Raw genomic sequence first — 14174 nt, forward strand, 5'->3', positions numbered from 1 at the left:
AAGCGCGTGAGGGTATCTGCTCCAACCCTAACTGCGACGCGTCCAGCGTCGACCATACTTGGGCCACATAGCGCTGCGTCCAGTGCCTGCGGCCCGCACTCATCGCCCGAATTTGGGGCTTTGCGCCGCTATTCGTGCTGTGGTGTAAGCGTTGGCGAACTCTGACTGGTCAATCGTGCCCTCCGTTAGGCTCTCATTGAGCTCGGTGAAGATTCGCAACCCTTCGCCAGCCGCTACAGATTCCAACTGAGCACATTTCGAACCTAGCAACCGGATGGAAACCTTCTCAAGACGCTCGTCCATTTGGTCTCCATGGTGAGACTCGACCAACAGCCTGTAAACCGCCCAGAGTCGTTTGGCACAAGCCTTCGGCAAATGACCCATGAGTGCGGCGGTGATGATCAAAAGGACTATGGTCTCAAGGGCCTGATCAGGGGCATCATTTTTCATAGCTGCTTTGACATGCCAGTGTCGCATCAGCGCAGCTAGTCCAGTCTCAGGAAGCTGAGCCTGCTCCACTAGTGCATGCAACGCCGATGCTGCATGCCCCAGCGATTTTTCAAAGGGCACTCGATAATCCCAGAGCGCCGAGATCACTGAAATGAGCCTAGGTTCAGCGTCGAGGATTTCTACGGCTTGACGTACGGTTCGTGCAGTATAGGCAGCCGGGGGGAGCAGCCGGACAATTTCGGATAGCTGTACGATTACCCCGACCCGCCATTCGCACAGCTGCGCAATTTTGCCGGCTTTTTCAATAGGGGAGAGCTGCCCAACCTCTGTCATTGCGGTCAGGACATCAAGCGTGCAGAAACCGTCGACCTCGGAACCTGCAGCACAAAATATCCGCAGCGATTCGTCATCAGAATAGAGCCGGTACCGTTCCGGCTCTTTGCCAAGTATCTCCACGATTTCACTGTTGCTGCGCCCAATGACTCTGGCGGGCGATGCCTCGCTTGCCACCTCTGGAGGGGAGGGCTGAAGGATCGAGGCGAGATGGGGTTTCAAAGCGTTCTGTAGCTCCAAGCATTTGCTTCGCTTTGGGCTTCCAAACACGGGGTTCGTGAACTCGGCAAGCTCCTCCATCGTGGCCTTGGCCACCGCAATTTGACCGAAGAAAGTGATGACGGCGTCGATCAGCCCCAAGTCGTTAAGGACTAACAGTGCTGTCCAATCCAGCAAAGGCACTCGCTTGCGCAGGTCATCGGCACCGGTCGGCTGCCAACCTGTATCGTTGACCATTGCCAAGTGATACTGGCGATCATCCCGGCTGGACACCTTGGCAATTTCCCACAGGTGCACGATATCGCAAACGTAAGACAGCACCAGTCGTGGGCGCCACGAGAAAGGAACGGTATTCAATCCCTGCTGTAGGGAGCGCTCTAGCCGCTTCTGGAAGGCCTCTCTGTCGGGCGTCATTCCAGTCAGTGCTTTCAGGCTTTCCACCAACTCCGTGCCAGAGGCGCCCTCTCGGATTTCGCCTCTCCAGAGCATCCGGGAATTCGGGAAATTCCTGAAGAATGCATCAGCGCGTGTGCGGAACTGCTCTCTATCCCTGGCAAGGTCGATGTCACTGCGTCCACCCAGAGTGCCGCTCAGGTGCATCATCAAGTAGGTGCCTTCCTGGCTCTCTACACTCTGATCCACCAGCTCGCCCGCTCGCAGGGCCAGCTCCAGTAGCCGTTCGCTCGTTGGGTCGGAAAACTGAATGAGAAAGAACAGTAACTTAACGAACTCCAATTGTTCCCCTTTGGATCTCGCAGTTTCGAGCGCTCTTTCCGCTGCCTCCACGGCGTCATCGACGTAGCCGCAACGCGTGGCAATCGTCGCATAGGTGTTCAGTGCCAGTGGATCGTCAGATCCTGTGGCTACAATTTTCAACAACCGATCGCGGGCCTTTTCCGTTTCGCCCAGGTGATCAAGTGCCAATGCCTCGAAGGCTCCCATTCGATCGCCAGGCTCAACGCGAACTCGATTGCTTTGACACAGCTCTACGATGCCTTGCCAATCTCTTAAGGTCACCAAGGCCAGCCCAAGCCGCGCAGCCACCGCAGGCGAGAGGACATAGTGCTCAGTGATCCTTTCGGAGAGTCGAACACACGCCTGCGCGCTCTGCGGGTCGGTAGGGTCAAGCTCGTGGATGAGGGTGAGTGCAATACTGACGGGCCGATCCAGTTCTTCATACCTGGCCTGCAGCGTCCTCAACGCCTCATCCTTGGCCAACCTGCTCATCTCCAACTGGAGATAAAATTGTGCGAGGGCGGCTTCGGGGGCCAGAGCAGGATCTGCTTCGAGCAGCCCCATCCACTGGTTCACGAGGCCGGTCTGAACTGATTTGTGAGCCGAAATAGACGCTGCGGTGACAGCCGCCCCAAACAGGGGGTGGCTGCTATCCACGTCACCGACGTATGCGCCAAAGCCTTGATAGCACGCCCGAAATTTACGGGTTTCATAGAGCAGAAGCGTGCCCCAGAACTGCTTGTCAGGTGAGTCGGGTAACTGATCATTTGCCGACAATGCGAGGGTGAAGTCCGCCAATTGACCCGCAATGCCCCGCAAGACCTCATGGATATGGGGCAAGTCCGGGCGCTTCTGCGCTGCATCCTTCAGGTCTGCAAGTATCGACTCTGCCTTGCCAAGGGCCGACGCTGTGGCCCCCCAGATGTCGACGAGCTGCTCTATGTTGGAGCCCCAGCCAGATGCCTTTATGGACAGGACAGCATCGTTAATCGCAACCCAAGCTTCCTCAAGCTTTTGAAGGTCTACACCCGGAAGACCTGCGGGTGGGATAGATTCACGTCGCGGCGTAGTGGCGGTGGCCACTGCGAGGGAAAATTTGGCTCGGGCCCTAAGCAACAGCAACAGTTCACGAATGTCATCGGACGCGTCACAGGCTTCAAGGCCCGCCTCGCAGTCCGTCAGGGCATTTGCCGGTTCTTCAGACAGCCAATGTGCAAACGCTCTGGCGAAAGACCGTTGAGGTTCCGCAAGCAAATTCGCCTGCTCAACGGCCAACTCGTAATGCCCTTGCACGGCATGCAGCCGGGAGCGAATGGCAATGATGGCTGGATCTGCACCCTCCAGTAAATCATGTAGCTCTGCAAGTGAGTCGCTATCGTTCTCGAATCGGATGCGGATCTCCGCTTCCACCTGGGCTGCTCGGAACTTGGGGAGCGGCGTTACCTCATACGCGTTCTGGTAGGAAGAGACTGCCGCTCTGTTATCTCCCGTTTGAACCTGCCAGTTGCCACGTAGGCGCCAATATTCTGCGCGCTCAAGGGTGGCCGATCCTTCGAGTTTTGGCTCTGCCTCATCGAGCTGGATCTTCGCTCGATCCAGCGCGGTGACCTGTAGATCTGCCTTGGCCTGAGTCAAGTTCCAGGCAAGCGTGCCGCGAGCTGGGTTGACCCAGTAGTCTTCCGTTGGGCCTGCCAAGGCGTTCATCAGTGCGGAGCCTCGTGCAGCCACGCCTTTTACCACGCCCTGAACCAGGGTTAAGCGGTCATCTGCTTGCATCCCTGGGTGTGTTTGCTCCGCGCGCTCACTCAGGATATGCCCCATGCGAGACAGTTCGTTCTGGTGGCGAATGTCCTCCGAGAGATCCGTAGCTATTTTTAGTACGTTCTTTGTGGGCGCACGAAGGGTGACGGATTTGCGTTCAGCGGACAGATCGTCGACCGAGATGCGATTCAGCTCATCCCTGAGCCAAACATAGTAAAGGGGGCAGTCGACAGGATCTTCGTTCACCGATAGGTCGCAGATCACCAGAAGTACCGGTTCTACGGCTCGGGCGTAATAGCGGACAGTGGTGGCTTTCAGAGACACCGAAATGTATTCGCCATCCGCCGTCAGGTTCGGAGAGCGGGTGCCCTTAAGCTGGATACGGAAAATATCCGTCGCTTGTTGATTCGGCGTGGTCTGCACTTGGAAGTCATAGCCATAGTCGTCAGTCCCTTCCAGGCTTTGCACTCGCCAATTCTTGGGATGTCGAGCCATCAGGCAACGTGTTGCATCGGCATTGATGTCGTGCTGATCACCCGTCCCAGGTAGAGGCCCGTCAACTGGCATGGTGCTTCCTCGGTATTATCAAAAATGGGTGCTGGAGGCTTGAACGGCGTTTTGATGCAGCACTATTTGTCCTGAGTATACCGGGCGTCAAACCGGGTTTGGGATCAGACTATGGGATCAATATCTCTGTAACTGGGGCTGCGAGTCAGGTTGGGTGCATCCCCCATGTTGTATGAAACCGCCCAAGTTTTTCCGGACAGCGGCCCATCCACAACGCTCGGTAATGGCTTCCTGATGCCAGTCCGGTTACGCTGATGCGTACCAGGGAGGAGGCGCAATGAGTCAGTACCTTTTAAGTTTTGCCAGGCAGAACCTTGAGGGGCGTACTGATGCGTACCTGGTGCTTCTCTGGTGTATGTACCAGGCCAACCAAAGCAAGGGCCGCTACTCCGACCACATCAAGTCACACATCACCACTGCGTCGGATCATTTGCTGGGTCGTAACTACCAGCGCGTCGCTGCTCGCTTCAAGAAAGTGCTCGATAAAAGGCCTGAACTGGATCGGATAACACCCTCGGGCTTGGGGGCGTTAGATCACCTGCGCGTCAGGAATTTCCGGGGCTTTGGCGAGTTTGGTGCCGACGACAAAGGCACGTTCATTCGATTCAGTAAGCTGAAAAACATTTTCTACGCGCCCAATGGCGGCGGCAAATCATCGCTCTGTGAAGCCATCGAAATTTGCACCACTGGGGACATCAAGGAAGCCGCCAGGCGCAAGACCAAGGTCAAGCAGTACATTGCACGAGGAGAAACCAAGCCCCAGCTCGCTCTCCTGGGAACGAATAAGCTCAAAATTGCGCCCAGTATCAGTTGGTCAAGCTGCTTTATTGATCGCAATCGCCTTCAGGAGTTTTCGCTCCTGGGCTCCAAGGACACTGGCAGTGGCGAAAGTGATGTCTTGGCGACCTTGTTCGGCCTGGAAGAGCTTCAGGAAGTCATTTCCCGATTCGTGCGCCCTGACAGTTTTACGCTCAAGGCATTCATGCGTGCCGACCAGGCCGAGGCCCTGACGAACCTTGAACGCGCTCGAACAGAGCTTGGCCAAGTGCGGAGCAAGCACAGGGCAGATCTGTACGCTGCGATTTCGCAAACCTGTCAGCTCTTGGGGCTGCGGGCCGATCAGGATTTCGAAATTCGTCCCAAGGCAAAGCGGCTGCGCAAGACGATAGACATGCACATCCGTGGGGCCGAGCGACTGCGAGCCGCCAAAGCACCGGTGGTCATTCCCATCAAGCATGTTGCGCGTACGTCTGCCATCGCCAAGCGGTTGCTCAGCCGCAAAACGCAGATCGAGACACTGTTTCTGAAAAGGGCCAGTGACGTTAACTATCGCGCTGTTTTTGAAGCCTTGGAGGCTTTGGAAGCCACCGAACAGCCGTCTGAGAAGACCTGTCCCGCCTGTTTGACGCCCCTTGACCAAGTCACGGTGAACCCGTTTGAAAGGGCTCGTGATCAGATCAAGGCGCTCGGGGCTCTGGAGGCTCTGAAGCAATCCAAACAGAAAAATGATGCTCAAGTTGTCCTCTGGGCTTCAAGGATCGCGACCGGGATCAGTTCCGTGAAGGCCAATGCCTATGCCGATGTACCCTGCCCACTGGCGATGGACGCATTGGACGCGGTGCTCATAGAGTTCCATACGGCGACTGACCGCTCGACAGTGGCGGCGTCTGTCCTCAATGCTTTCATCGCGCTCTGCGCTGACAGTACAGTCCAGATCGAGGCCTATCTGCGTGCCTGCGAGCGCAAGCAACGGGAGGTTGATCAGGCGGAGGTTCAAGCGGCTCGTCTGGATGCGCTCATCGAACACCTCAAGCAGGTCGATGAGTCGCTGAAACGACAGTTTGACCTCAAAACCCAGGCGCTAACCGGGTTCACAGACGCCAATGACAGGATGCTTGCGCTGATAGGGCAGAGAACGGCTTTGCTCAATGACTCGGTGGATAACAGCCACTTCAACCAGTTGCTCAAGGATCTTGAGGCTGAATACCGAACGCTGTATGGCGACCTGCTAGGTTACAAGCTAGAGCTCGAAAAAGCGCGCATCACAGGGATCGAAGCCAAGGCTGCCGAGTACTACCGCGCGATCAATAATCATGACGATGACCATGAGCAGATAGAGACACTGACCTTTGAAAGGCTCACGGAGAGCTACCGCATCAAGATTACCAACGTGGACGGATCTCTGCTGGATGCGTTTGCCGTGCTCAGCGAGGGGCATCTGAGGGCATTGGGCTTATCGATTCTTCTGGCGATGGCTGAGAAAAACAATTTTCCGCTCATCGTCTTTGATGACGTCGTCAATGCGATCGACACAGATCACCGATCCAACATCATTGATCTGTTTTTCAATGACACTTACCTGCGCCGGATCCAGATGGTGGTGACCACCCATGATCGCCTCTTCTGGGAGCGCTTCTGCATCATCGCTGACCGTCATCCTCAATGCGACCAGCACGCCAACCATGTGCTCAGCTATACGAATAAAGGCATCGTGGTCATTGATCACGCAGGTGGTTTTCAGAAAAAGGTGCACGTGGCGATGTCGGTCTTCGACGTTCGGCAAGCATTGCTGTATTGCCGGATCTGGTTCGAGTCCATGGTACTGGAGTTCTGTATAGAGAACGGCGTCCAGGTCACCGCGAACTTCAACAAATCGCAGCTCAAGAAGAGTATGTACCTGCAGGTGAGTCTTGAGCACACCTTCAAGCTTGTGGAACCCTTCATTGACTACGACCTATCGCACTTCAATTTCATCAAGAATGATCTGGTGAACTGGGGCGGCCAAAACCAGGAGCATCACGCCTTTGATGAAGGAAGCCTGAACTTTGTGCACTCCAAGACCAGTGGTGAGGTCTTGAAAATCTATGACGCGATCCGTTTCCTGGAATGCCAGCTTTTCATGGGCAAAAAAAAGGACTTCGGAGAAAGGTACCTTGCAGAGGTGAATGAAAAAATCGAGAAGGGCCGCAGGAAATTGGCAGGACTCGCCAGAGCACCTGAAGAGGTACAAAAGGAGCATCGGGAAGGGTTGAAGGCGCTCGAAAAGCGCGCCATTGAGCTCACGCAGGAGCTTCAGTTCATCGAGCGCTGCGTAGTGAGCATGGCTGACCGCGCGCGAGCCGGGGAGCTACCCGCTGAGTTGCCGCCTGCCTAGTGCGGTATGTTGCAGGCCACCGTTTGGATGAGCCCACCTGATCGACCTTTTCAGATTTATCAGGAATAAGCGTAATGCTGTCGTTTTTTTGAACGTCGCAGCGCGTGCTAAGGACGGTGTGCGTTACGGCTGCTTTACTGTTTCTCAGGCAGTGAAGGGGCTGGAGGGAGGGGTAAGCAAGGTCTACCAGTCGCTGGTTGGCCCTTGAACAGCGGTACAAGAATGGGCACCGCCCCATGCTTCGATAATTCCCTCAAAAGGTGATTCGCTTGGAATGCTTCCGAATTGATGAAAGCGGTTACACAGGCTTTGACCTTCTGAACCAAGCGCAGCCTTTCCAAGGCGCTTCGGCGATCGGCATTGAAGATGTGGACGCTGCCAGGCTGATTCGAGAGCATTTTCCCAAGCTGCAGGCCCCCGAGTTGAAATACAGATCATTGTCCAAGCGCTCAAGCAATCATCCCAGGCTTTTGGGTTTGATCGGTGATCTTCTGGCGAACTACAAATGCGTCACCTATGTTTGCGACAAGCGCTTCGCCCTGCTGCTCAAATTTCTGGATTACGCGGTCGAGCCCTTCTACTACGAGCGGGAAATCGATTTCTATGCGGATGGGCAGAATTACGCATTGGCATCATTGCTCTACTACGCTGGCCCTACAATGTTGGGGCCTGAGCCGATGGCGAAGCTGGAGCGCAGATTTCAAGAGGCGATGAAGCTCAAAAGTGGCGCTGCCCTCGCAGCTCTTGTCGCCGCCGCTCAGCAGACACATTGGCAACAACTTCCGGAAGCCCTAGGGCCTTTGGCATTCCACGCGGCACCGGAATGCCTGGGTGCTATCGCGACCCCCGGAGTCACTACCGATATGGCGTTGCCGGTATTGCTAGCCCTCATTTCACGCATGGAGCAAATGAGCACCGGCGCCTATCGGGTCGAGCATGATCAGTCAAAAAATTTGCTGACCTACCACGATCTCATACAACGTCAAATCCATCACACCGACGAGGTTGAATTTCGGCAGTCTGCTATCGCTAGCATCCGATTTCCACTCAAGTTAGCCGCTGTTACACAGGTTGATTCCAAACAGAGTCCAGCGGTTCAGCTTGCCGACGTTTTGATCGGCGCCACGATTGAGGCGGCTCAGAGGATGACTGGCAGGCTAGTGGATGGGCTGGATTCGGAACGCGTTGTTGAGCTCTTTGCTGAAGAACAATTGATCCACATGCTTCCATCTTTGGATATGAGTGAGCAGTTGAATTTCAGGAAGGGGACGCAGGCTTCGGCATTGATCGATTACTACGCCAGAAATTTTTCATCGACCCCTTCGCCTGACTAAGCTCTAGCCATCGGCGTCCAAGTAGCCCTTGTCTACAAAACGTTGATGAAACATCTCAAGGTTCGCGAGCTTCGTTCGGTAGGAATCCAGCTGATCTGCCCCCGGCTCATTCGGATAATCCTCTGGACGCATTTCACGTAAGCGAAGAAGGTCAGCACGGTTAGCTTCGGCCTGTCCGATCCAACGAGCCTGGATGGTCGCAGCGATCTCCTTGAAGCCTGTTGATGAAAGACCGTTGTCCCCGAACCATTGCTTCATATCTTGGTAGACCTGAAGGTGTCTGCTGTCGAATCCCCCGCGATGGTGATCGATTTCAAATGAGTACCGCTCGGGATCGTACTGGTAAAGGACAAATTCTTGAAGGAGGTAGGCCGTGCCGTATTTACCGTTCAGTAGGATTTCACGGTGCGTAACATAGGGTGACTCGATCATCCTAGCGTCCTTTTTTAAGTCAAAGACCTCAGTCTAGCTGGCCGCTGGCCAAACGCATCAACAAGCGATTTACGCGGTCACGTAGTAGCATCGCGCGGCATTTTGACGCGTCAGACCATGGATAAACGGCCCACATTTTGGAGTCCTTGGGACTGGGCGCTTGTTGAGGCTGCCGAGCTGAAGTTCGACCATCTGTACGCATTCGACAATGATTGTAGCGGCGTGATCAGCCAAGCCGATGTTCCTGGTACGTTTGACGCGCTCTGCATAAACACCGACATGCAGCACGACGATGACTTTTTGTTTTTTGAAAATGGCAATGCTGCTCTCCCGTGGCCAATGACCTGGGAGGAATCCTCTGGTCGTTGCGCGGACGATAAACTCATAGCCGATCAACCGCGTGAGCATCGACCAGAGCCTAGGTGGACGCTCCTCCGGGACAGTCAAATACCGTGCCGTACGGTTCATGATTTCAAGCGGCTTCTGCAACTGCGCGCCGGCTTGGACGCCAAAGTTGTTACGGGCATCGCGGGTCGCCGAAGGCACCGCCGAGAGCAACACGATCCTCGGCCAACCGCTTGAGGACGGAATTACGGCTCCACATCAGATTGGTATTAGCATAGCTTCGGATGCGAATCGGAGAGATAGGTGCTCGATCCTTCCACGCCAGATTGCGCTCGATGCCCTGATTGTCGGAACCATCAGAGTAAGGTCTCCAGGAAGGCTCAAGATCGCTCTCGACCTTCAATTACAGTGTTAAAACTGCCTTAGTGCCGAAGCGCGGCTCGGCTTCCACTGTCCTAATGGACGGATCAAAACCGCGAAGGCAATCTCCTTTGGATGTGCCAGACGCACTCGAAGCTCTTCAACGCTGATGCATAGCCTTGTCAACGACAACCCAACATTTAGCACCGTTATAGTCATCGCCGCCTTCTGCGATAAATACGTTACCCGCTTCGTCAATCGCGGGCACACCTGGTCGCTCATGTCCAGCGTCCCGCAGGGAATCCTTCCAGGCGTACGCCTCGCCCTCCCAAAACAGTACAACGCCGCCAAGGCATTCTCTGTGACGCTCTTTCCATTGGGTAGCGATCGTAAGTAGCACCTCAAACGATGGATTCATAAGCTGCATTTTCTCCGTTGCTGGCTTTGGCTGCACAACTCTAGTAGCTAAAGTCCTCCAGCGGCTAGGCATACCAGAGGCTGCCGATGGAGGTCGTTTCTTCCAGATGTAGAGTAGCTATCTGACGGAGCTTGGCATCGCTTGTGAATTCCAAGCACATCCAGCAGTGCTTTTGCAGGGAGGTTCAGAGCGCTATCTCCTCCAGCTGTGGTGCGACATGGGTTTTCCAGTGTGCGAGTAGTGGCAGGCAAGCTAGGTAGTACATCAACCAGCATGCGTAAATGCTTGAATGAAGGTAGCAGTTGCCAGAGGCCAACTTTCCATGCGCCAGTTCGTGGCGCAGGCATGGCCCGCCCTTGAAATTGAAGAGAAGATCAATGGTGTAGATCAGATCCACACCAAAAACCGACTCCAGCTCATCGCGTCGATTCTTCAACAGTCCACTGATCGACCTGTCTTCTTGCCGCATCTCTTCATCGAGTTTCGACGTATCGAAACCTGAGTCGATAAGGACATGGCGCAGAGAGTTTTCTAGCTGAGGGAGCAGCAGGTGACACGCAGACATCATGTCGCCTTGGAGAAAGCGCGCGAGGCCCAAGGCATAGATGTGTTCGAACCCTGGGCAAACGAAATGGCTGGCCGAAGTGATCGCCATCAGATGGCGATCGTCGACAGCGAATTTTGTCAGCAACGTCTGAGCTGCAGGTTTAATTCGGCTTTCGACTGCCATCTGGTAATGGATATCAAGGGGGATCAGGCTCTCGTGCGCATACCACTCGGGGGGTGGTGTCTCGTTCAGGTTTACGACAGGAGCTTGATTGACCACACGACCTAAAACATCTGTGTAAATCCGTCCACTGAACAGGTCGGACAAAAAGGAATCGCTGCGATCTTTGATGATGTCTGTGTGCAACGCTATTTTCTGCGGCACATTGCAAATATGGGCAAGTCTGTAAAAGAAGTCTGGAAGCGTCAGGTCTCTGAAAATATCGATGGTTCCTTGGCGATCTTCGCTCAGATCCATGGGAGTTTGAAAAGCTGAGAACTCGTGAGCCGCTTGTGCTTGCTGATCCAGTAGATCGGCCTTCAAGGCTTCTAGCTCTTTCTGCATTCCAGGGATTGATCGAAGCTCCCGAATAGCATCTCGCGTCCAGCTCGCTTTGGCCAAGAAGCTGTCCACTCCTTCGCCCATTTTGAGGGTCTGTTGTATCGACCTTAGCTTGCAGCGCTTGAAGCCCTCGTGGTCTTTGGACTGCTGGTGAGCCTGAGCAGCAAGCTCCCATAGCACTTTGACCGCCAAGGCATAATCACTTGCCTCAGCATCGTTTGCCGACCTCTCTGCGTCTTGGGCCACCAGCGTCCATTCAATCAGGCTGAAGGCCTGCCCTAGGCGAGCAAGTCGATCAAACGATGAGTGGCACCGAAGCTTATCCGCTTGAACGTACAAGCGCCTCCATAAGGCAACAGCAACCTCAGGGGGATTTTTCCGCTTTCCGGTGTTTGCGATGATATGGAACACCCGGTGGATCAGGTCTACAACTTTGGAGGACAAGCCGGAGGGCGGTTCGTAGCTGAAGGAGAGTTTATCGTCGAGATAGAACTCGATTGCTTCGCAATACGCCTCGATGGCTAAGCCAGCGCATTTGTGAAGGCTTTTGTGGTTGTACCACGCTACGTCGGCAACCCGCGCTCGTATGAGTGGATGATCGATATTCTCCGCAATAGCGGCGAGTACTTGGCTTTGCTCACCGGCGATGTCTGCGGGAATAGGAGTGCGCATTCCGTCTCTGGTCAGCCTTGGCCCGAAGGCATCATGGCGATCAACGGAAAAATGGTACGAGCACACTACCATCAGTACTCTATAAGCCAGATAAACACCCCGCTGACCTTCGGCAAGTGCCTGTTTGGACAGAGCGCTGAATTGGGCGTCAAGCGAGTAAAATTCGAGCGTGTCGATGGTCTCCAGCAGGCGGCTTATCTTCGTTTGCTGGAAGTCCTTGATCGACGCCAGTTCCAAATCAAAGAGATTAGGCTCGCTATTGGTTGCTGCGTCTGGCTCTGCGGCGGTCGCTTGCAGTTGTTGCTCGCTCATTCCACTGTCAGGTTGTCGAGCTGGATCCGGTTGGTCAGTGGCGTTCACTCTTCAGTTACTCCTACCCTCTGTAGTCCCAGACCTCAGCGGGTGCTCAACGAAATGAAAGTCGAAGGACTACACGCTCAATAAACAACGAGATATGAGAATCGGTATAGCGGTTCATTCCTTGCCCCGCGTCCAGAGCTTATTGACCGTCTGCTTGCTGATCCCCAACGATTCTGCAGTCATTTTCTGGGTCATCCCTTGGGCTTTGCACTTGAGGACATTCTCCAGCCGTTGCGAGTCGATCTGTCTGCCGGGGAGCCGTGTGACCAGCTCACCGTCCTTGACCTGGTTGGTAATCGTGTCCAGTCCACCGCCCGCCTCGAACTCGTCGAGTTCGGTGCGCGCTTGACGTAGAAGACTGTCAATCGTCTCCCCCTTACTGGTCGCTAGGGCGAGGGTCAAAAATGTCAGGGGGCTGATCCCGAAGGTCTCGCTAATGAGCTCAAGCTTCTCAACAGTGATACCTGATTTTCCGTGTTCCAATCTTGCCAGGTAGGTGTGGCTGCTAGCTTCTGCGAGGCTTTCCCTGGTTCGCTTTTCTTTACTGCGTAGCGTGCGAAGCACTGCGCCGATCGCGAGCCTAAGGTTCATGGAGCTTCCCCAAAGCTAACGATAAAGCCATGTTGCCTAGTCCCCTTCCACTGTATATAGTTGCTTATAGGGGACTTCTGCTGTGAGCAGAGCTGGCATTGCTCAGGCGCGCGTCCCTTTCCAATAAATGGAGCAAACGCGAAAACCTTTTTTGGGGGCTGGGCTGAGAGGCGTAATGGTCAGTTCAATATACCCATAAATCGATCATTGGTGGCTGTCCCTTACTGGGCCAAAAAGCGCATATCAGCAGCACACCAAGCTGTCCTGCGAACCCACGAGTTATCATGAAAATTTTGGTTTTATCCGATTTGCACAATGAGTTCGCACCGTTTCCGACTCCAAAACACGTGGTCGACTTGGTCGACCTAGTCGTGCTCGCAGGAGACATCGATCTGCAGACCAGAGGTGTACTTTGGGCGAATGAGACGTTTACCTGCCCAGTCATCTATTGCTGCGGTAATCACGAGCTGTACCGAGGCCACCTTGATCGCACGTTGAGCAAGATGAAAGCCGCTGCAGCGCATCATGTCCACGTGTTGGAGAACGAATCGTGGACTCATGGCAATGTCAGATTTTTGGTCGGAACGGGGTGGACGGATTTTTCCGCTACGGGCGATGTGGTCGCAGCATCGATGACCTGCGCGAGTGTGATGAATGACTTCAAGATGATCCGCGCAGATACCCATTATCGCCGTCTTCGCCCGGCTGACCTCATTGCAAAGAATCGGGCGACTCGTGAGTTTTTTGACCGAGAGCTCAGTACACCTTTTGAGGGGACAACGGTGGTAGTGAGCCATCACTGCCCGATCTCAGAAGCTGCCGGCGATGAGCATGATGGTCACGTCAGCGCAGCTTATTTCAATCGCTGGCACTCATTAGTGGAAAAGGCCAATGTGTGGATCTTCGGCCACACCCATCGATCCATCGATGTCCTGTTTGGCGAATGTCGGTTGATTTCGAATCAGCGGGGATATCCCGGCGAAGAAACGGGATTCGACCCGGACAAGATTGTGGAGATCACCACATGACTAACAGGCAGATTTCGAGTTTATCTCCGTCGCCGGCGATTCCGTCTCAGGTGTTGGTGGCCAGCAACATCGACTGGGGTGTAACCATAGACGCATACCTTTTGGGCGCAGCGCGGATAGGCGACAGGTATGCTGCTCAGGCTTATTTCGATCTATCGGGTAACACTGAGGATGGCATGACAGTGGTCACTCCACCTGTCACGCGACTTTTCCGCAAGGATGAATTTGTGATGTTGCGCAGCGTCTGCGGAAAGGATCACTACGTTATCGTCACCGAGCAGGGGAAGGGTTAACTCAGTGGCTATAA

At 54.5% G+C, this 14174-nt stretch carries 10 protein-coding genes; 4 read left to right on the forward strand and 6 right to left on the reverse strand.

Features of this window, described 5'->3' with window-relative positions; translation table 11 throughout:
• Positions 1-99 precede the first annotated feature (99 nt).
• Entirely contained in the window at positions 100-4065 is a 3966-nt protein-coding gene (locus LJU29_RS06455; protein ID WP_257111847.1) for a DUF4365 domain-containing protein, read from the reverse strand.
• Positions 4066-4342: 277 nt separating this feature from the next.
• Here LJU29_RS06455 and LJU29_RS06460 point away from each other — a divergent pair, with 277 nt between their 5' ends.
• The gene (locus LJU29_RS06460; protein ID WP_257111848.1) at positions 4343-7219 is read left to right on the forward strand and encodes an AAA family ATPase; all 2877 of its coding nucleotides are present in this window, start codon (positions 4343-4345) and stop codon (positions 7217-7219) included.
• Between the two features lie 269 nt (positions 7220-7488).
• Complete coding sequence (locus tag LJU29_RS06465; protein ID WP_024678818.1) at positions 7489-8553, forward strand: DUF3800 domain-containing protein; 1065 nt, start codon at positions 7489-7491, stop codon at positions 8551-8553.
• A 3-nt stretch (positions 8554-8556) separates the two neighbouring features.
• On the opposite strand, the gene LJU29_RS06470 is transcribed toward LJU29_RS06465, so the two are convergent.
• From LJU29_RS06470 to LJU29_RS06490, 5 genes are all read right to left on the reverse strand, one after another.
• Positions 8557-8985, reverse strand: coding sequence for a hypothetical protein (locus LJU29_RS06470; RefSeq protein ID WP_024678819.1), 429 nt, complete (start codon positions 8983-8985; stop codon positions 8557-8559).
• 69 nt (positions 8986-9054) lie between these two features.
• A complete protein-coding gene (locus tag LJU29_RS06475) occupies positions 9055-9543 on the reverse strand; it encodes a hypothetical protein (protein ID WP_024678820.1) in 489 nt (162 codons plus the stop codon).
• A gap of 307 nt (positions 9544-9850) precedes the next feature.
• Entirely contained in the window at positions 9851-10117 is a 267-nt protein-coding gene (locus LJU29_RS06480; RefSeq protein ID WP_080269596.1) for an antirestriction protein ArdR, read from the reverse strand.
• 175 nt (positions 10118-10292) lie between these two features.
• Complete coding sequence (locus LJU29_RS06485; RefSeq protein ID WP_257111854.1) at positions 10293-12200, reverse strand: DUF7380 domain-containing protein; 1908 nt, start codon at positions 12198-12200, stop codon at positions 10293-10295.
• 162 nt (positions 12201-12362) lie between these two features.
• The gene (locus LJU29_RS06490) at positions 12363-12839 is read right to left on the reverse strand and encodes a helix-turn-helix domain-containing protein (RefSeq protein ID WP_257111856.1); all 477 of its coding nucleotides are present in this window, start codon (positions 12837-12839) and stop codon (positions 12363-12365) included.
• A 284-nt stretch (positions 12840-13123) separates the two neighbouring features.
• Between LJU29_RS06490 and LJU29_RS06495 the strand changes: the two genes are divergently transcribed.
• Both LJU29_RS06495 and LJU29_RS06500 read left to right on the forward strand, forming a co-directional pair.
• Positions 13124-13867 (forward strand): metallophosphoesterase family protein, encoded by a 744-nt coding sequence (locus LJU29_RS06495; protein WP_257111858.1) that lies wholly within the window; start codon positions 13124-13126, stop codon positions 13865-13867.
• A complete protein-coding gene (locus tag LJU29_RS06500) occupies positions 13864-14160 on the forward strand; it encodes a hypothetical protein (RefSeq protein ID WP_024678825.1) in 297 nt (98 codons plus the stop codon). The genes LJU29_RS06495 and LJU29_RS06500 overlap by 4 nt, the downstream gene beginning before the upstream one ends.
• Positions 14161-14174 lie beyond the last annotated feature (14 nt).

It is taken from the genome of Pseudomonas ficuserectae, from assembly GCF_024584585.1.
GTDB lineage: Bacteria > Pseudomonadota > Gammaproteobacteria > Pseudomonadales > Pseudomonadaceae > Aquipseudomonas > Aquipseudomonas amygdali.